At 64.9% G+C, this 17198-nt stretch carries 16 protein-coding genes and 1 pseudogene; 6 read left to right on the forward strand and 11 right to left on the reverse strand.

All coding sequences use genetic code 11. From position 1 onward, the window contains the following. A pseudogene (locus tag JQ591_RS17505) lies at positions 1-90 on the forward strand (IS5/IS1182 family transposase); the annotation flags it as partial. Between the two features lie 66 nt (positions 91-156). On the opposite strand, the gene JQ591_RS17510 reads toward JQ591_RS17505, so the two are convergent. From JQ591_RS17510 to JQ591_RS17545, 8 genes are all read right to left on the reverse strand, one after another. Continuing rightward, the gene (locus JQ591_RS17510; protein ID WP_211397268.1) at positions 157-1371 is read right to left on the reverse strand and encodes an ABC transporter substrate-binding protein; all 1215 of its coding nucleotides are present in this window, start codon (positions 1369-1371) and stop codon (positions 157-159) included. Between the two features lie 289 nt (positions 1372-1660). After that, entirely contained in the window at positions 1661-2491 is an 831-nt protein-coding gene (locus tag JQ591_RS17515; RefSeq protein WP_211397269.1) for an ABC transporter permease, read from the reverse strand. Then, positions 2488-3750 (reverse strand): ABC transporter permease, encoded by a 1263-nt coding sequence (locus tag JQ591_RS17520; protein ID WP_211397270.1) that lies wholly within the window; start codon positions 3748-3750, stop codon positions 2488-2490. The genes JQ591_RS17515 and JQ591_RS17520 overlap by 4 nt, the downstream gene beginning before the upstream one ends. Before the next feature lie 253 nt (positions 3751-4003). Beyond that, positions 4004-5062, reverse strand: coding sequence for an ABC transporter substrate-binding protein (locus JQ591_RS17525; RefSeq protein ID WP_211397271.1), 1059 nt, complete (start codon positions 5060-5062; stop codon positions 4004-4006). A gap of 50 nt (positions 5063-5112) precedes the next feature. Beyond that, entirely contained in the window at positions 5113-6222 is a 1110-nt protein-coding gene (locus tag JQ591_RS17530; RefSeq protein ID WP_211397272.1) for an ABC transporter ATP-binding protein, read from the reverse strand. A gap of 134 nt (positions 6223-6356) precedes the next feature. After that, positions 6357-7925, reverse strand: a complete 1569-nt coding sequence (locus JQ591_RS17535) for a DUF4403 family protein (protein ID WP_211397273.1) — start codon at positions 7923-7925, stop codon at positions 6357-6359. A gap of 132 nt (positions 7926-8057) precedes the next feature. After that, the gene (locus JQ591_RS17540) at positions 8058-8702 is read right to left on the reverse strand and encodes a Vgb family protein (protein ID WP_211397274.1); all 645 of its coding nucleotides are present in this window, start codon (positions 8700-8702) and stop codon (positions 8058-8060) included. Between the two features lie 27 nt (positions 8703-8729). After that, positions 8730-9974, reverse strand: a complete 1245-nt coding sequence (locus JQ591_RS17545; RefSeq protein ID WP_211397275.1) for a helix-turn-helix domain-containing protein — start codon at positions 9972-9974, stop codon at positions 8730-8732. 90 nt (positions 9975-10064) lie between these two features. Here JQ591_RS17545 and JQ591_RS17550 point away from each other — a divergent pair, with 90 nt between their 5' ends. Both JQ591_RS17550 and JQ591_RS17555 read left to right on the forward strand, forming a co-directional pair. Beyond that, positions 10065-10859, forward strand: a complete 795-nt coding sequence (locus tag JQ591_RS17550) for a DUF899 domain-containing protein (protein WP_211397276.1) — start codon at positions 10065-10067, stop codon at positions 10857-10859. Continuing rightward, positions 10852-11130, forward strand: coding sequence for a hypothetical protein (locus JQ591_RS17555; RefSeq protein ID WP_211397277.1), 279 nt, complete (start codon positions 10852-10854; stop codon positions 11128-11130). Before JQ591_RS17550 ends, JQ591_RS17555 begins: the two co-directional genes overlap by 8 nt. Before the next feature lie 52 nt (positions 11131-11182). Here the strand turns inward: JQ591_RS17555 and JQ591_RS17560 are convergent, their stop codons facing one another. Next, positions 11183-11605: a c-type cytochrome gene (locus JQ591_RS17560; protein ID WP_211397278.1), complete on the reverse strand. Its 423-nt coding sequence runs from the start codon at positions 11603-11605 to the stop codon at positions 11183-11185. A 113-nt stretch (positions 11606-11718) separates the two neighbouring features. After that, entirely contained in the window at positions 11719-12426 is a 708-nt protein-coding gene (locus JQ591_RS17565) for a L,D-transpeptidase (protein WP_211397279.1), read from the reverse strand. A gap of 274 nt (positions 12427-12700) precedes the next feature. Here JQ591_RS17565 and JQ591_RS17570 point away from each other — a divergent pair, with 274 nt between their 5' ends. From JQ591_RS17570 to JQ591_RS17580, 3 genes are all read left to right on the forward strand, one after another. Further along, positions 12701-13753 (forward strand): glycosyltransferase family 4 protein, encoded by a 1053-nt coding sequence (locus JQ591_RS17570; protein WP_211397280.1) that lies wholly within the window; start codon positions 12701-12703, stop codon positions 13751-13753. Between the two features lie 35 nt (positions 13754-13788). Next, a complete protein-coding gene (locus JQ591_RS17575) occupies positions 13789-14478 on the forward strand; it encodes a class I SAM-dependent methyltransferase (protein WP_211397281.1) in 690 nt (229 codons plus the stop codon). Between the two features lie 125 nt (positions 14479-14603). Then, positions 14604-15263: a hypothetical protein gene (locus JQ591_RS17580; RefSeq protein WP_211397282.1), complete on the forward strand. Its 660-nt coding sequence runs from the start codon at positions 14604-14606 to the stop codon at positions 15261-15263. 242 nt (positions 15264-15505) lie between these two features. Here the strand turns inward: JQ591_RS17580 and JQ591_RS17585 are convergent, their stop codons facing one another. Continuing rightward, positions 15506-17170: an aminotransferase class III-fold pyridoxal phosphate-dependent enzyme gene (locus tag JQ591_RS17585; protein WP_211397283.1), complete on the reverse strand. Its 1665-nt coding sequence runs from the start codon at positions 17168-17170 to the stop codon at positions 15506-15508. Between the last annotated feature and the right edge of the window lie 28 nt (positions 17171-17198).

Below are 17198 nucleotides of genomic sequence, written 5' to 3' on the forward strand. Positions count from 1 at the left end.
AAAGACTTCGAAGGCTCTGCCGCCACCGAGCTCGCCTGGCTGCTCGCCGCCCATCTGAGGCTCTTAACTCGCCGTCTAGCCAGACCTTGAGGGTGTCTACCCTTTTTGAGTCAGGCTCTCAGGATGAGGAATTGACGCCGGCCGGTTGTTGGTCGCCTAGTTCCCCTTCACCAGCGGGCAGCCGCCCTTGTCGAGCGGGCGGAAGGCTTCGTCGCCGGGCACGGTGGCGATCAGCTTGTAGAGGTCCCATTCGCCCTTGGATTCCTCGGGCTTCTTGACCTCGAACAAATACATGTCGTGGACCATGCGGCCGTCGATGCGGATCTTGCCGTTCTTGGCGAAGAAGTCGTTGACCGGCGTGGCGCGCATTTTTTCCATCACCTTCGGCGCCTCGTCGGTCTTGATGGCCTCGATCGCCTTCAGGTAATGCATGGTCGCCGAATAGAGCCCCGCCTGGATCATGGTCGGCATGTGGCCGACCTTCTCGTTGAAGCGGTTGGAGAAGGCGCGCGTCTCTTCGTTCATGTCCCAGTAGAACGCGTCGGTGACGATCAGCCCTTGCGTGGCCTTGATGCCGAGCGAATGCGTGTCGGTGACCTCCTGCAACAGCGCGATCATCTTCTGGCCGCCTTGCACCAGGCCGAACTCGGCGGCCTGCTTCAGCGCGTTGGTGGTGTCGCCGCCGGCGTTCGCCAGCGCGACCACCTTGGCCTTGGAGGCCTGGGCCTGGAGCAGGAAGGACGAGAAGTCCGACGAGTTGAGGGGATGGCGGACCTCGCCGAGCACCTTGCCGCCGCTCTCCTTGACCACGTTGGCGGCGTCGCGCTGCAGCGCCATGCCGAAGGCGTAGTCGGCGGTGACGAAAAACCAGGTGTCCTCGCCGCGCTTCACCATCGCCTTGCCGGCGACGTTCGACAGCGCATATGTGTCGTAGGTCCAGTGCACCGTGTTGGGCGAGCAGGCGACGCCGGTGATGTCGGATGAGCCGCCGCCGGAATTGATGTGGATCTTGTTCTTCTCGCGCGTCAGCGCCGAGATCGGCAGCGCCACCGAGGACGTCGGCACGTCGAAGATCGCGTCGACCTTGTCGTTGTCGTACCAGTTGCGCGCGATGTTGACGCCGACATCCGGCTTGTTCTGGTGGTCGGCGGCGACCACCTGTACCGGCTTGCCCGCGACCTTGGCGCCGTAATCGGCGACCGCCATCTCAACGGCGGCAAGCGAACCCTTGCCGGTCGCATCCGCATAGAGGCTCGACATGTCCGTGAGCACGCCGATCTTGACGACATCGTCGGAAATCTGCGCCTGCGCGGCGCCCGACGTGGCGGCGAGAGCGAGACCGGCCGCAACCGCGGCGATGAGTTTTTGCATGTTGTTTTTCTCCCTTTGCGTTGTTGTTTGGGCTTTGTTGCGGCGACTGTTCTAGCGACAAACGGTCGCGGCAGCTAAGCCAAAGATGCGTGAGGGGGTGGAGAAATAAGCAGGACGCGGCGCGTGTTTTTACCCTCTCCCCCTGTGGGAGAGGGTGGCTCGCCGCGATAGCGGCGAGACGGGTGAGGGGTTCTCTCCGCGCATGCATCTCTTGCATTTGAACTCGCTGAAGCAACCCCTCATCCGGCGCTTCGCGCCACCTTCTCCCACAAGGGGAGAAGGAAGAAGCTCACGCGCTTCCGCCCTTGAGCCGTTCGTTGCGTCGGCGCAGGCCTTCCAGAGTGGCGAGAAGGATGACGGATACGGTCGTCAGAATCACCGCCGCTGCGGTGATGGTCGGGCTGATGTTCTCGCGGATGCCGCTGAACATCTCGCGCGGCAGGGTGCGCTGTTCCGGACCTGCCATGAACAGCACGATCACCACTTCATCGAAGCTGGTCGCGAAGGCGAACAGCGCGCCCGACGCGAGGCCAGGCAGGATCAGCGGCAGGATCACGCGTCGGAACGCATCAACCGGCGAGGCGCCGAGCGAGGCGGCGGCGCGTGCCAAATTGGTGTCGAAGCTCTGCAGCGTCGCGCTGACCGTGATCACCACAAAGGGCGTCGCCAGGGCGGTGTGGGCCAGGATCAGGCCGAGATAACTGCCGGTCAGTCCGATCGGCGCGAAGAAGAAATACAGGCCGACCGCGGTGATGACGCCGGGCACGACGACCGGCGACAGCACGAAGGCCAGCACGAGCGGCTTGAACCGGCTCTTCCACTGCGCCAGCCCCAGCGCGGCCAGCGTGCCAAGCACCATCGACAGCAGGGTCGAGGCGACACCGATGATCATGCTGTTCTTCAGGGAATTCATCCAGCGCGGCGAGTTGATGAAGTCGTCATACCAGCGCAGGGAGAGGCCCGGCAGCGGATAGGTGAGGTACGAGCCCGAGCTGAAGGACAGCGGCACGATCGCAAGGATCGGCGCGATCAGGAAGATGAACACCAGCGTGGAGACAATGATGGTCGCGGTCCACGCGATGCGCTGGCTGGGCGTGCGGAGGGAAGCGTTGTCGCTCAATTCTTCATCCCTCCCGTGACCTGCTGTCCCTGCACCAGCTTTCCGTAGACGAGAGCGAGCAGGATAGTGGCGAGCAGCAGCACCGCACCCAGTGCCGAAGCAAGGCCCCAATTGGCCGTCTCGGTCGTGTAGAGCGCGATGAAGTAGCTGATCATTTGATCGGCGGCGCCGCCGACCAGTGCCGGCGTGATGTAGTAACCGAGCGCCAGGATGAAGACGAGCAGGCTTCCGGCGCCGATGCCGGGCAGGGTTTGAGGCAGGTAGATCCGCAGGAAGGCGGCGACCGGTGGCGCACCGAGCGAGGCGGCGGCTCGCATGTAAGCAGGCGAGATCGCCTTCATGCTGCTGTACAGCGGCAGGATCATGAACGGCAGGAGAACGTGGGTCATGGCCACGCAGACACCGAAGCGGTTGTAGATCAGGCGCAACGGCTCGTCGATGATGCCAAGCCAGAGCAGGCTGTCGTTCACGACGCCTTTGCTCTGCAACAGAACGATCCAGGCGCAGGTGCGGACCAGAAGCGAAGTCCAGAAAGGCAGCAGGACGAAGATCATCAGCAGATTCGACCGGCCCGGCGGCAGCGCTGCGAGCAAGTAAGCGACCGGGAAGCCAAGCATCAGGCAAAGTGCCGTGACACCGAGGCTGATAAGGAAGGTACGGGCGAAAACATCGCGGTAGATCGCCTGATCTGGTGGGGACGCGACAATCGCTCCCTCCACGTTCCGCGTCAGGTCGAGTGCTGCCAGCAGGTAGAAGCCGGTGACCGGGCCGCCGGCGTCCTTGATCGTCGTCCAGGTGGTGCGCTCGCGCCAGGCCGGGTTGATCTTGCCCAGCGTCTCCTTGGCCGCCCCTCGCTCCGGCACCGCCTTCAGATTGCGTGCGGTGCTGGTCAGGATCGTGCGGAAGCCGTTCAGCGCGTAGTTGAGGCGCTTCGCCGCGATGGCGATGGTGCCGGAGGCGCGCGCCGCCAGGATGTCGCTTGCCAGTGCCGCGTAGGCTTTTTCATCCGGCAGGTCCTTGCCGTCCCAGGCGGCGAGAGCAGCCACGGTTTGAGGCAGAACCCGACGCACCTCCCGGTCATCGACCGAGCGCCACAGCATCCCGGCGATCGGGCCTGCGAAGGTGAAGAGCAGAAAGACGAGAAGCGGCACCACCAGCGCCAATGCCTTGATCTGGCGTGTCCGCTCCGCACGCCTCAATCGGCGCTTGAGCGGCACCTCGGTCCGGGCATCGGCGCCGGTTGAGGAGGCTGCCGTCATCGGGAGCCCCATTGTGACCGGACATTTCTCGCCATTTTGGCTGTGGCAATCGCGTGTGGCCTTTTGGAGCGACCTGAGCAAGCGCCTCCTCCATCGAGACGACCGCTTCGCGGTCTCCTCAGGATGAGGCTCTCTGAAGTCGCTGCCGCACGCTCCGTCCTCATCCTGAGGAGCCCGCCTAAGGCGGGCGTCTCGAAGGATGGCCGCGACGAAACTGCTTTCAATGCGCGCCGCATGCCGGTGCTGTCGCGCGCTATTTCGCTGCCCATTTGTTGAAGCGCTCGGTCAGGCGGTCGATGTTCTCGAGCCAGAAGGCAACGTTGATCTCGACCGCGTTCTTGATGTTGTCAGGTGCCGTCGGCAGGTCCTTCAGAACAGCAGGCGCGAGCAGGGCGGCTGCGTCCTTGTTCGAGGTGCCATAGGCAATGTTCTCCGACAGTTTCGACTGGTTCTCCGCTTTGCCGGCGAAGTCCAGGAACTTGTAGGCCGCGTCCTTGTTCGGGCTACCTTTCAGGATGACCCAGGTGTCGAGCGTGAAGAGCGCTCCGTCCCACACCATGCCAAAATTCTTCTTCTCGTTCTTGTTCGCGGTGTCGATGCGGCCATTGTAGACCGAGGTCATCGCCACCTCGCCGGAGGCGAGCAATTGCGGCGGCTGGGCGCCGGCCTTCCACCAGACGATGTCGCCCTTGATGGTGTCCAGCTTCTTGAACGCGCGCTCGACGCCCTCGTCGGTCGCCAGCACCTTGTAGACGTCCTTCGGTGCGACGCCGTCGGCCATGAGGGCGATCTCCAGCGTGGTCTTCGGGCCCTGACGCAAGGCCCGCTTGCCAGGAATCTTCTTGGTGTCGAAGAAGTCGACCCAGCCGTGAGGTGCCTCCTTCAGCTTGTCCTTGTCGTAGCCGAGAACGAAATCGTAGAGGATGGCGCCGACGCCGCAGGGATTGACTGACGGCGGTATATAGGCGGCCTCGCCACCGATCCTGGAATAATCCATCTTCTCGAACAGGCCTTCCTCGCAGCCGACCGCCAGTTCGTCGCTCTCGACCTGCACGACGTCCCAGGTGGCGGCACCACCCTGCACCTTGGCGCGCAACACGCCGACGCCGCCGTCCCAGGACTCGTCGTTCATCGGAACGCCGGCCGCTTTCTTGAACGGCTCGAAATAGACCTTCTTCTGGGCATCCTGATACGCGCCGCCCCACGACACGACGGTGAGGTCACGCGCCTGCGCGACCGTGGCCAGCGCCGCACTGGCGCCCAACGCCGCCGCGAACCCCAGAGCAATCTTGCCAATCTTGCGCTTCAGCATGGTCTTTGTTCCTTCTTCATATGCGTTGACGTTGATCGATGCCGGTCGGCTCAGACGTGATCGAGCGCCAGGCAGTCCTCCGGGCGGAAGGTGACGAATACACTTTCACCATGCTTCAGATTGGCATGCGCCCCCGGCGGAAGCTTGACCATGAACTCGGCATTCCCTGAGACATCGAGCACGGCCAGCGCGTGGTCGCCGAGATAGATGGTGTTCTGCACCCTGGCCGGCAGCCGGTTCGGTCCGTCGCTGGAGGTGCCATCCGGGATGATGGCGATCCGTTCCGGCCGCACCGACAGCGATGTCGATGCGCCCGCGCCTGATACGTTGACCGTCCGTGCGGTCACGGTGCCGCCACCGGCCAGCGCGACGCGGCAATAGTCCTTGTCGATCGTCTCGACGGTGCCGGCCAGCACGTTGTTCTCGCCGATGAAGTGAGCGACGAAGCTGTTGACGGGATGCTCATACAGCGCGTCGGGCCTGTCGATCTGCTGCACGATGCCGTCGTTGAACACGGCGATGCGGTCCGACATCGTGAGCGCTTCGCTCTGATCGTGGGTGACATAGACGATCGTGATGCCCATCGTCTCGTGCAACTGCTTGATCTCCAGCTGCATCTGCTCGCGCAGGCGTTTGTCCAGGGCGCCCAGGGGCTCGTCCATCAGCACGAGTTGCGGATTGAAAACCAGCGCGCGGGCCAGCGCCACGCGCTGCTGCTGACCGCCGGACAGCTGCCCGGGCCGCCGCTGCGCCAGGGTTTCCATCTTGATCATGCGCAACGCCGCTCTGACGCGCTCCTGCGCTTCCGCCTTGTTCGTGTTGCGGACGGATAGCGGGAAGGCGATATTCTCCGCGATCGTCAGGTGCGGAAACAAGGCATAGTTCTGGAACACCATGCCGATGTCGCGCTTGTGCGGCGGCACGTTCTTGATCGGCCGGTCCGCGAGGTAGATCTCGCCCTGGGTCGGAACCTCGAAGCCGGCCAGCATCATCAGCGTGGTCGTCTTGCCCGATCCGGACGGGCCGAGCAGGGTGATGAACTCGCCCTTCCTGATGTCGAGATCGAGGTTCTTCACCACGAGGTGCTCGCCATCATAGGTCTTTTGAATGCCGGAAAAGCGCACCAGTGCCGGCGCAGGAGTGACCGTGCCGGCTTCCATGTTGTCCTCGCGTTATCAGCTACGATGCTGTCAGGACCTCGTCCGAGGTTGTGAAGAGCAGCTTAGCATCCTCCGACCAGAATGCCAGCGGCGCAAGCGACGACGCGAACGGACCCGTTGAGGAAAGGCGCGCGCTACATTCCCGACAGCTTGGTGACATACACATTGAGCGAGCCGCCGGCTTCGGCGACGATGCGCAGCGTCTTGGAATCGAAGGCGATGTCGGCGAGGGTGAGGCTGTCGATCTTGGCATCGACCTTGAGGCCGTCCTCGCTCTTCTGGTAGTCGGCGATCGCGGCCGCGATCTTCTCGCGGGCGTTGGCGGCGATCGGCTTCAGGTCGAGAGACGCCTTCTGCACCAGCGCCTGCTGCATCTGCGGCACGACCGCGCGCGCCGCCGCGCCGAGCAGGCCGAAGGCCGCCTCGGATTCCACCGCGAGCTGGATATCGGCGAGCCGCAGCGTCTGCTGCGCCTGGTCGAGCATCGGCCGGCCCCAGATATGCACGGTCGCCTCCGCGCCGAGACCGAGCCAGCTCTTCTTTTCCTTGGCGCGGACCAGGAGCGAGATCAGCAGCCGCTCGCCCGACGGGACCACGTTGACGCTTTTCACGGTGACATCGACCGGACCGGAGCCGTCCTCGGGATAGGTGTGGCCGACCATCTGCGCCGCGATCAGCTTGTTGATCTCCGTGAAGGGCACGTCGATCGGCACGCCGATGTTCACGCCGGTGCCGGTCGGCGGCACGATCGAGATCTTGTCGGGGAACGGACAGTCCGGCTTGGACGGTGTCGAGATCACGCGCGTCTCGAGCTCGAGGCCAAGCAGCAGCGTCACGTTCTGTGCGTCGACGCGCGGCTGCGCCGCGATGGCGCGGGTCGGCTTCATCTCGAGCCAGAGCGGCGGCAGCGCGGCGGAAGACCCCGAGCCTTGCAGCGGAATCGAGCGGCAGGCCTTGGCCCATTGCAGCTTCGCATTCTCCCGCAGCGACGGATCGTTGCGGATGCGCTCGGAGACGATGTTGATCTGCTCGCCGACGTTCTTGTCGATCAGCGGCTTCACCTGCGCCGGCACGTTGACCTTGGCGCCGGCGACGTTGAGGTTGGTGTCGCCGAGATTGACCTGGGCGCCGAGATTGGGCTCGAGATGCCAGTTCGCGGCGAGCTTCGGGCGCGAGGTGATGACCACATTACCCTTGATCTCGGCGCTGGCATTCAGGTTCTTGATGTTGACCGCGCCGATCCGTTTCGCCGCGTCACCGCCGAGCACGCCGCTGAGCGCGTCGCCGAGCGCGCCGGTGGCCTTCGAGGACAGCGATCCCGTTACGTTCAGCTTGCCGCTGAGTGGCGTCGAGATCGTCAGCACGTCCTTGTCGCCGGCAGCCGCCATCGGCCCGCGCACGGCAGACCAGCCGATGTCGGCGTTCTCCAGGATCTGCGAGATCGGGTTGTCGGCCTTCCCCGCGAAATTACGCGGCGCGGCCTTCTCGGCCTGCTCGCGGATCGCCGACACCGCGATGGCGACCGGCGCGATCACGATCGAGCTCTTCGCGGCCGGCGGCAGCGGTGGCAGTTGCGCGACCGGGGGCGCGGAATTGCTCGCGCGTGGCGACAGCCAGTCCATCGCCTTCAGGCTGATGACGAACGACGCCGCGAGCACCGCGACGGCGATCAGGATAGTCTTCAAGTTCAGCGTTAGTCGCATCAATCCCCCAGACCGCCCGGGAGGGATTTTACAGGGCGGGCGAGAGGGGCGCTAGAGCGTACCGATGGGGTGGAATTGGGGCGAATGGGTTAACGGCCGTGAACGCGCAATTGCCGTGCATTCAGGCAGCAATCACGGGGCAGCGCGTTTGGGGCGGCGCACCGCTCTCACATTGCCGCGATCTCCCCCACCGCAGAAGAAACGGTCGCCGCCATCGGACTCCAACCCTGAAACCATCGTCCCGGCGGGCAGGTCGAGCTGCTCCAGCACCTTGCCCGTATCGGGGTCGATCCGCCTGATGTCGCTATCCTCGCCTTCCCAGGTGCCGTGCCAGAGCTCGCCGTCCACCCAGGTCACCCCGGTGACGAAGCGCTTGCTTTCGATGGTGCGGAGAACTTTTCCGGTCTGGGGATCGACCTGATGGATCTTGCGCTCCCGATACTGCCCGACCCAGAGCGAGCCCTCGGCCCAGGCCAATCCGGAATCGCCACCGCCGCCAGGCGCAGGGATGGTGGCGAGCACCTTGCCGGTCGCCGCGTCAATCTTCTGGATGCGGTCCTCGGCGATCTGGAACAGGTGCCGGCCGTCGAACGCCGTTCCCGCATGCGCGGCGACATCGATGGAGCGGGCAATCTTGCCATCGGCCGGATCGACCGCGTTCAATCTGTCGCCGGACGCGAACCACACATGGGTGCCGTCATAGGTGACGCCGTGCACGGCTTCGACGCCCGCAAAGGGCCCGTATTCCCTGACGATCTCGGCGGCTGAACGTTTCATCTGCTTGATCCCTGTGAGATGACCATCCTACGTCTTCAGAAGCGGTCCGGGGAGTAACAAGCCTGTCGGGAAACCCGGGACGGGAGGAGTCATCCAGCGCCGCGCCCGTCCGTGTCCGAAGGACTGCACCTTGTTCGATCGCGCCAGCTCTTCGAGGGCCCGTTGCACGGTGCGCGCGCTCGTTCCCAGCGCCAGCGCGAGCGCCGAGCTCGACCAGGGCTCGCCGTCGGAGAGGAAGGCGAGCACGGTGGCGTGCTTCTCCTCGACGGGTCTTGCCAGCACGAGAACCTGCCGCGTCTTGCCGGGTGTCTTGCGCGTTGTCTTGCGCGGCGTCAGCGCAAAACCTTGCCGGGTCGCGCTGACATCGGCGAGAGGCTTGAGCTTGGTGCGGAGCCGCCCGATTTCGACGCGCAGCCGGGCGCGATGCGATTCATCGACGTGCCTTGCCTGAAACGCTCCTGTGATCAACGCTTCCCGCGAGACATCCGCGGGCCAGGCCTGCGCCAGGATGCGGGCGAGCGCGAACAGCACCGGCCGCCTTCCGAGCGGCACGAGGATGCCGCGCCTGCGAACCGCGTGATGGAACGTGTCCACGACGAGCGCCTCCGATGTCGCGAGGTCCTCGACCTCCTCGAGCAGCAACGGCCGTTCGTGCCCGCGCGTGATCAGGCGCGCTGCGGGCGTGTCGAGCACGTGGCTCGTGCTTTCGACCTCGGCCGCAAGCGCAGGAATGCCGGCCTGCCGTGCTGCGCGAGCCGCGCGGCCGAGCGCCGCGCGCGCGTCTTTGGTTCTGAGCCGCCTGATGGCGATGCCGGCGAGCACGAGCTCGCGGGCGACCTGCGAAGCCGGGTGCAGCGGCGTGGTCTTGATCTCGGCCAGCGTGCGTTCGGCCTCGTCGAGGCGGCCGACGAGGAGAAGACGGCGCGCCTCGATGTGACCCGCATGGGCGGCGTTGGCGAGGTCACCGTGTCGTTCGAGCGTCGCCCGCGCGGCCGCGAGCGTCTTGGCCGGCCAATTCAGGTCGCGCGAGACGAGCGCGATCTCGGCTTCCGCCACCACGCATCTTGCGCGTGCGATCGCTTCTTTAGGTCCGAAGGCGCGTGCGGCGCTGCGCAGCAATGTCTTCGCCTTCGCGAGATCGCCGAGCTGAGCCATCGCGATGCCGCGCAGCGCCAGCGAAGGTGCATCGTTGCGAAGCGCAACGCGGTTCAGCGCGCCGAGCGGATCGCCGGCTTCGAGCGCGCGGGCCGCGGCCGTGATCAGCGACTCCATTCAAATCCCGCCACACTTGTTACTCCCACCGCGCAACCGCTTGGTGCCAGAAATCGTTGGCAGGACGTCAAGCAAATGCTTTGGAGAGCCATGATGACATCAGCTGAAAACGCAGGAAATAACGGACAGGCCGCCATGCAAACACCGCCGGTGGTGTCGCCGCAGGACTGGGAGGCCGCCCGTCAGCAACTGCTCGTGAAGGAAAAGGCGCATACCCGTGCCCGCGACGCCCTGGCTGCCGAGCGCCGGCGCATGCCGTGGATGGAAGTCGCCAAAACCTATGCGTTCGAGGGGCCCGGCGGCAAGGTCAGTCTGCACGACCTGTTCCAGGGCCGGCGGCAGCTGATCGTCTACCGCGCCTTCTTCGAGCCGGGCGTGTTCGGCTGGCCCGATCATGCCTGCCGCGGCTGCTCCATGGTGGCCGACCAGGTCGCCCATGTCTCGCACCTGAACGCCCGCGATACCACGCTGGTGTTCGCCTCGCGCGCGCCGCAGGCCGATATCATCCGGCTGAAGCAGCGGATGGGCTGGACCATGCCATGGGTCACCGTCACCGACAGTTTCGATGCCGATTTCGGCGTCGACGAATGGCACGGGACCAACGTGTTCTTCCGCGACGGGATGCGCATCTTCCGCACCTACTTCGTCAAGAGCCGCGGCGACGAGCAGATGGGCGGCACCTGGAACTATCTCGACATCACGGCGCTGGGACGGCAGGAGGTCTGGGAGGATTCGCCGAAAGGCTATCCGCAAACGCCGACCTACAAATGGTGGAACTGGCACGACAGCTACACCGAAGGTGCTGCGCCCGACAAGAAATGGGTCGAGATCTCGGCGGCCGGCGAGAAGGCTTTTCGCGAGGAGGCGGCGGAAGGCCGTGACTAGTCCCGTCAGCGCAACTGCTGGCGCGAGCCGTAATGGTGTGGTGGCCGCGCGCCACCTCGCCAGATGGCTGGCCTTAGCGGCGACGCCGACCTTCGCGATCATGGCGGCGTTGACGGCCGTGCTGGATGGCCCGGCGGACATGCTGTGTGGCGCCGGACAGGGGGCGATGCTCGGAGGGATGATGCCGATGTATCTGCTGATGAGCGCGTTTCATTCGGCGGCATGGTTGAGGCTGATCTCGGAGCGGCGGAGCGCGGTCGGCGCGCGGTGAGCATGGATGGCCACGGACGCAGATGAATACGGCTCCGCCTTCAGCGGAGGCGTTACTGCGAGTTCGCCGCCGCCTGCAGATAAGCAACCACCTTCGCCGCTTCCTCCGCCGAGACGCCGCCATAGGGCTGCATCTTGTTGCCGGATACGACCTCGTCCGGCTTGACCATGAAGCGGGTGAGTTTGTCCTGGTCCCAGACGAAGCCGGCTTCTTTCATCGACGAGGAATAGTTGTAGTCCGGCAGCGCGCCGGCCTTGCGTCCGACGATTTTATTGAGGTTAGGACCCAGACGATTATCGCCCTCTTTCACGGAGTGGCAGGTTCGACAGGAATTGTTGAAGGCTTGCTGGCCCGAGTCGTTGCTCGCCGGCTGCTGTGCGAGCGAGGAGGGCGCGGACAGCAGCAGCGTCAGTGCGCCGACGCCAGTGATCGCGCGCAGCCATGTGCCTGGCCGCGTTTGCGGGCGTGATTGCATTTGCGCCTCCATCGGGGATCGCGCCGCAGCACGCGCGCGCATCGGGATGCCGAGGGCAAACGAAAACGGCCCCGGTGGGTTCCGGGGCCGCTTGCGTCACAATGTCCTGCCGCTTACCGCGTCGCGGCTCCGAGGTCCGCGCGGCGTTCGGTCATCGGCAGCACGATCACCTTGGTGCCGACGTTGACGCGGGAGTAGAGGTCGGAGACGTCGTCATTGGTCAGGCGGATGCAGCCGGAGGAGACGTGCTTGCCGATGGTGTCGGGCGCGTTGGTGCCGTGGATGCGGTAGATGGTGCCGCCGAGATACATGGCGCGGGCGCCGAGCGGGTTGCCGGGACCGCCGGCCATGTGGCGCGGCAGATAGGGCTGGCGGGCGATCATCTCCGGCGGCGGGGTCCAATCCGGCCACTCGGCCTTCTTGGTCACCGACTGGGTGCCGGACCAGGTGAAGCCGTCGCGACCGACGCCGATGCCGTAGCGCATCGCCTGGCCGTTGCCGAGCACGAGATAGAGGTACGTGTTGGGTGTATCGATGATGATGGTGCCCGGCGCCTCACGCGTCGCGTAGGAGACCGTCTGGCGGCGGAACCGCGCGGGCGTTTCGACGGCGTCCTGATCTTCGGACGGCGCGGCCTGATAGGGCGTGGCTTGATAAGGCTGGTATGGCTGCGGCGCTGCGATCGGCGGCAGCGGCTGGAAGAACGGGAAGAGCTGCACGGGCGCGGCCTTGGCCGGGCCGGCGAATGCGATCGCGGTCACAGCCACTGCGCCAAACGCAACGGCGCGCGAATAGTTCTTCAACGTGTCCAGATTGATCATTGGTCGCCCCTGTTTGCGCGGTGTTTCTTGGTCACCCCGGCACCGTTGCGGTGCTCTGTTGCCTAAATCACTAACGGCAAGAAGTTTCGGGACGTTTGCGCGGAAAACCGAAAACGGTTTCATGGCGGAAAGGATTGTTTCATGACGGTTTCGTGGCTGAGCGGACCCGTTAACGAACAAAACAGCGGGCCGACACTTCTATGACGTCACACGCCTGAAATATCCGTGGTTGATGGTCCTAAGCCGAGAATCATCAAACTCTCGGGATTTTCCCATGCGGGTATTAATCGCGACTGACGCCTGGCATCCGCAGGTTAACGGTGTGGTCCGGACGCTGACCTCGCTGGCCGGCGCTGCCAAGGCATTGGATGTCGAGATCGACTTCCTCACGCCGGACGGCTTTCGGTCGTGGCCGTTGCCCACCTATCCGGGGCTGCGCATTGCACTGCCGAGCGGCAAGGAGATTGCGCGGCGGATCGAGAGGGCGGCGCCGGAGGCCCTGCACATCGCGACCGAAGGGCCGATCGGCTGGGCGGCGCGGGCCTATTGCCGCCGCAACCGGCTCGCCTTCACCACCTCCTACACCACGCGCTTTCCCGAATACGTCTCGGTGCGGACCGGCATTCCGGCTGCTGTCGGCTACGCCGTGCTGCGCCACTTCCACGATGCCGCCGCGATGACGATGGTGGCGACGCCCTCGCTGCGGCAGGAGCTGTCCGGGCGCGGCTTCAAGCGGCTCGGCTTCTGGACGCGCGGCGTCAACACCGAGCTGTTCCATCCTGACTCTCCGGCCAAGCTCGATCTGCCCGGGCCGATCTTCATGACGATGGGCCGCGTGGCGGTGGAGAAGAATCTCGAGGCATTCCTCTCGCTCGACCTGCCCGGCACCAAGGTCGTCGTCGGTGACGGCCCGCAGAAGGCCGCCCTTGAAAAGAAATATCCCGATGCCGTCTTCCTCGGCGAGAAGAAGGGCGCCGATCTCACCGCGCATCTCGCCGCCGCCGACGTGTTCGTGTTTCCGAGCCTGACCGACACGTTCGGCGTGGTGCAGCTCGAAGCGCTCGCCTGCGGCACGCCGGTTGCGGCGTTTCCGGTGACGGGTCCGAAGGACGTCATCGCCGATCATCCGATCGGCGCGATCGACCACGATTTGCGTGCCGCGTGCCTGCGCGCGCTCACCATGTCGCGCCAGACCTGCCGCAACTTCGCGCTGGAGCGCTCCTGGGAAAACAGCGCGCGCCAGTTCGTCGGCAATCTCACCTCACTTCAGCCCAGCCGTGCCTTGCGCGCCTCGCCGGTCATGGCGCGGCGGCCGGTGCGCGGTTGACCCCAACGTTTTGAACCACAGCGAGAACCTCATCGATGGCTAAGATCATGAACCTTGACGGCACCCAGCAACTCGATCTCACCCGTGGCACGGTCGAGCAGGCGTATGACCGCTGGGCGCCGGTCTACGACCTCGTGTTCGGAGGCGTGTTCGCCAAGGGCCGGCAGGCCGCGATCGCGGCCACCAACAAGATCGGCGGCCGTGTGCTCGAGGTCGGCGTCGGCACCGGCATCTCGCTGCCGCTCTACGCGCCGCATCTGCGCATCTTCGGCACCGACATCTCGGAGGCGATGCTCGACAAGGCGCGCCAGCGCGTCACCGAGGGCAAGCTGAACAACGTCGAAGGCCTCGCGGTGATGGATGCCGAGAAGCTCGAATTCCCCGACAACTCCTTCGACGTCGTGATGGCGCAATACGTCGTCACGGCCGTGCCGAATCCGGAAGTCGCGCTGGACGAATTCGCCCGCGTGCTGCGCCCGGGCGGCGAGCTGATCATCCTCACCCGCGTCAGCGCCGATACCGGCATGCGCCGCTTCATCGAGCAGAAGCTCCAGCCGGTGGTGCGTCCGCTCGGTTTCCGCACCGCCGAGTTCGCCTGGTCGCGTTACGCCAAGTGGCTGGCCGGTGCCAACGGCATCGAGCTCGCCGAGCGCCGCCTGATTCCGCCGCTCGGTCATTTCTCGCTGGTGCGCTTCCGCAAGATCGACGTCGCCAAAGCGGCTTGATCCAAGTCTACGCGTCGCGTGCGTCATCGCGCCGCTGCACGTCGTCACATGACAAAATGATGATGTCACACGGCGTACACCGAATCCCTGTAAATCCTGAACCCGAAAGCATTTTGGGGGAGAGCATGATCAAGAACTATCTCGAACAGCTGCGGATCCAGCGCTGGGACGACCATCGCTACTATCACCACAGCCGCATCAACCAGAGCCTGCACTTCGTCAGCGCGCTGAGCTTTCTCTTCGCCTATGTCTGGCTGTTCGTCGATCCCGTGATCTCCGCGCTGGTGGGCTGGCTGGTCTCGATGACCTCGCGCCAGGCTGGTCACTTCTTCTTCGAGCCGCACGGCTACGACCACGTCAACCAGGCGACGCACGAGCACAAGGAAGAGATCAAGGTCGGCTACAATCTTCAGCGCAAGGTGGTGCTGATGTCGATCTGGGCGCTGTCGCCGGTGGTGCTGTTGGTCGATCCCACGCTGTTCGGACTGTTCACGCCCTGGGCGGGCGCGACCGACTTCATGCGGCAGGTCGCCAAGATCTGGCTCGTGGTCGGCGGCGGCGGTCTCCTGTTCCGCACGGTGCACCTGTTCTTCATCCGCGACGTCGAGACCGGCCTCGTCTGGATGACGAAGATCCTGACCGACCCCTTCCACGACCTGATGCTCTACCGCAATGCGCCGCTGGCGCTGATGCGCGGCGAGCTGATGGACCCCGGCCTGCACCTCAACCCCGAGCACACGCTGGGCCTGATCGGCGAGCCCACGCTCGAAGAGCAGCACGCCTGAGCGCGCCGTTCTCACCAAGGCCTCCGATGTCTGATGGTTGCGTCATGCCCGGGCTCGTCCCGGGCATCCACGTCTTGGGGGCATTTTCGCCTCTCCCCGCGTGCGGGGAAGTGAGATCGCGCGACGCCGCAAACACCGTCATTCCGGGATGGTCCGAAGGACCAGACCCGGAATCTCGAGGTTCCGGGTTCGGCTCTTCGAGCCGCCCCGGAACGACTGTGGTTTGGAGCGGAGAATCGACCTCAGCGCCCGAAGCGCTTGGCGAGCATCTCTTTCAGGATCTGCCGCTTGATGGTCTTGTTGGTGAGGACGCCATCGTGCCACCAGAAGCCGTCGGCCTTCATCTTCTCGGCCGCGCGGACGAAACGCTCGGCGACCTCAGTGAAATCGGCGTCGGTGTAGTTCAGGCTGAAGATCAGCCGGCCGGTCCCGACCCAGCTCAAGGACAGGCCCTCGGCGCGCAGGTAATATTGCAGCATCCAGTTGTAGCGGGACGGGGTGGTGTATTTCACCGTCCAGATCGACGAGAAGTTTGCGAACCGCACCGGCAGGTCGGCTCCCTCCATCATCTGGTTGAGCTTTTGCGCGCGGCCGTTCCAGGTGGCGTCCAGCCCGTCATAGATGGCACGGAAGTTCGGGCTGGCGAGCCGGCTCAGAAACTCGTCCATTGCCGTCATCACGTAGGGATGCGAGTTGAAGGTGCCGCGGGCGAAGCAGATGTCGGCGGGACGGTCGTCGCGGAAGCGGCGCATCAGCTCCTTCTTCCCGCAGACGACGCCCACCGGCAGGCCGCCGGCGAGGCTCTTGCCGTAGGTCACCATGTCGGCCTTGACGCCAAAATATTCCTGGGCGCCGCCGGCGGCGAGGCGAAAGCCGACGAAGACCTCGTCGAAGATCAGCACGATGCCGCGCTCGGTACAGACCTCGCGCAGCTTCTTCAGCCATTCGGTATAGGCCGCGCGGTCGAAATTGCCGCCGCGGGAGCTGTCGACCAGCGAGGAATCGCCGGGCGCGTTGCCGTTCGGATGCAAGCCCTGGAGCGGATTGACCAGCACGCAGGCAATGTCCTTGCGCGTGCGCAGCACATGCAGCGTCTTCTCCGACATCTCGGCGAGGGTGTAGGTCTCGTGCGCGGGAATCGGATTGCCGACGCCGGGCTGCACGTCGCCCCACCAGCCGTGATAGGCCCCCGCAAAGCGGACGAGATGCGTGCACTTGGTGTGGTAGCGCGCCAGCCGCACCGCCTGCATCACGGCCTCGGTGCCGGACATGTGGAACGAGACTTCGTCGAGGCCCGAGATCTGGCAGAGCCGCTGCACGTTCTCGAGGATGACGGGATGGTAGGGGCCGAGCACCGGTCCGAGCGCGTGTGCGCGCTTCTCGGAGCCCTCGATGCACTCCTTGTAGAAGTCGTTGCCGAAGATGTTGACGCCGTAGGACCCGGTGAGGTCGTAGGAGGTGTTGCCGTCGACATCAGTGACGGTGACGCCGCTCGACGAGTCCAAGAAGGTCGAGGTGCCCAGATGCTCGCGGACCAGACGCGAGAACTGGAACGGCACGCGGTAGGTCTCGGTGAAGTGCAGGTCGGAGATCTTTTCCGCCGCTTCCTTCGTCATCGCGCGGCCCTTGGGGTAGCGCTCGGCGTAGAGGCTGGCGAGGCGGAAGAAGGCGTCCTTGCGCTGGGCCGCGATGTCCGCTGGCGCACCGTCGCATGCAAAGTACTGATCACCCTCGAACTCGTAGAACGGGAGCAGCTTTGCTACCCGACGCGACATCTTGGAGTGCCCCGCGAGCGAGCGGTGCTTGGCGCGGGACAATGCGAGCCGCGCCTTGATCTTCGGGAAGGCGGCGGCAGCGGACGCTGCGGCGGCCACGGAAAATGAGAGAATCGGGAGTGTCGTTTCCATGACAACAAGCGCTAATACTGCGAGCTGA

It is taken from the genome of Bradyrhizobium canariense (assembly GCF_018130465.1).
GTDB classification, from domain to species: Bacteria; Pseudomonadota; Alphaproteobacteria; order Rhizobiales; family Xanthobacteraceae; genus Bradyrhizobium; species Bradyrhizobium canariense_C.

What these genes read in the sequence shown, in the direction of transcription:
- JQ591_RS17510 (WP_211397268.1), bottom strand. Translation starts at nt 1,371, where the DNA reads ATGCAAAAACTCATCGCCGCGGTTGCGGCCGGTCTCGCTCTCGCCGCC.
- JQ591_RS17520 (WP_211397270.1), bottom strand. Translation starts at nt 3,750, where the DNA reads ATGACGGCAGCCTCCTCAACCGGCGCCGATGCCCGGACCGAGGTGCCG.
- JQ591_RS17525 (WP_211397271.1), bottom strand. Translation starts at nt 5,062, where the DNA reads ATGCTGAAGCGCAAGATTGGCAAGATTGCTCTGGGGTTCGCGGCGGCG.
- JQ591_RS17530 (WP_211397272.1), bottom strand. Translation starts at nt 6,222, where the DNA reads ATGGAAGCCGGCACGGTCACTCCTGCGCCGGCACTGGTGCGCTTTTCC.
- JQ591_RS17535 (WP_211397273.1), bottom strand. Translation starts at nt 7,925, where the DNA reads ATGCGACTAACGCTGAACTTGAAGACTATCCTGATCGCCGTCGCGGTG.
- JQ591_RS17540 (WP_211397274.1), bottom strand. Translation starts at nt 8,702, where the DNA reads ATGAAACGTTCAGCCGCCGAGATCGTCAGGGAATACGGGCCCTTTGCG.
- JQ591_RS17545 (WP_211397275.1), bottom strand. Translation starts at nt 9,974, where the DNA reads ATGGAGTCGCTGATCACGGCCGCGGCCCGCGCGCTCGAAGCCGGCGAT.
- JQ591_RS17550 (WP_211397276.1), top strand. Translation starts at nt 10,065, where the DNA reads ATGATGACATCAGCTGAAAACGCAGGAAATAACGGACAGGCCGCCATG.
- JQ591_RS17560 (WP_211397278.1), bottom strand. Translation starts at nt 11,605, where the DNA reads ATGCAATCACGCCCGCAAACGCGGCCAGGCACATGGCTGCGCGCGATC.
- JQ591_RS17565 (WP_211397279.1), bottom strand. Translation starts at nt 12,426, where the DNA reads ATGATCAATCTGGACACGTTGAAGAACTATTCGCGCGCCGTTGCGTTT.
- JQ591_RS17570 (WP_211397280.1), top strand. Translation starts at nt 12,701, where the DNA reads ATGCGGGTATTAATCGCGACTGACGCCTGGCATCCGCAGGTTAACGGT.
- JQ591_RS17575 (WP_211397281.1), top strand. Translation starts at nt 13,789, where the DNA reads ATGGCTAAGATCATGAACCTTGACGGCACCCAGCAACTCGATCTCACC.
- JQ591_RS17580 (WP_211397282.1), top strand. Translation starts at nt 14,604, where the DNA reads ATGATCAAGAACTATCTCGAACAGCTGCGGATCCAGCGCTGGGACGAC.
- JQ591_RS17585 (WP_211397283.1), bottom strand. Translation starts at nt 17,170, where the DNA reads ATGGAAACGACACTCCCGATTCTCTCATTTTCCGTGGCCGCCGCAGCG.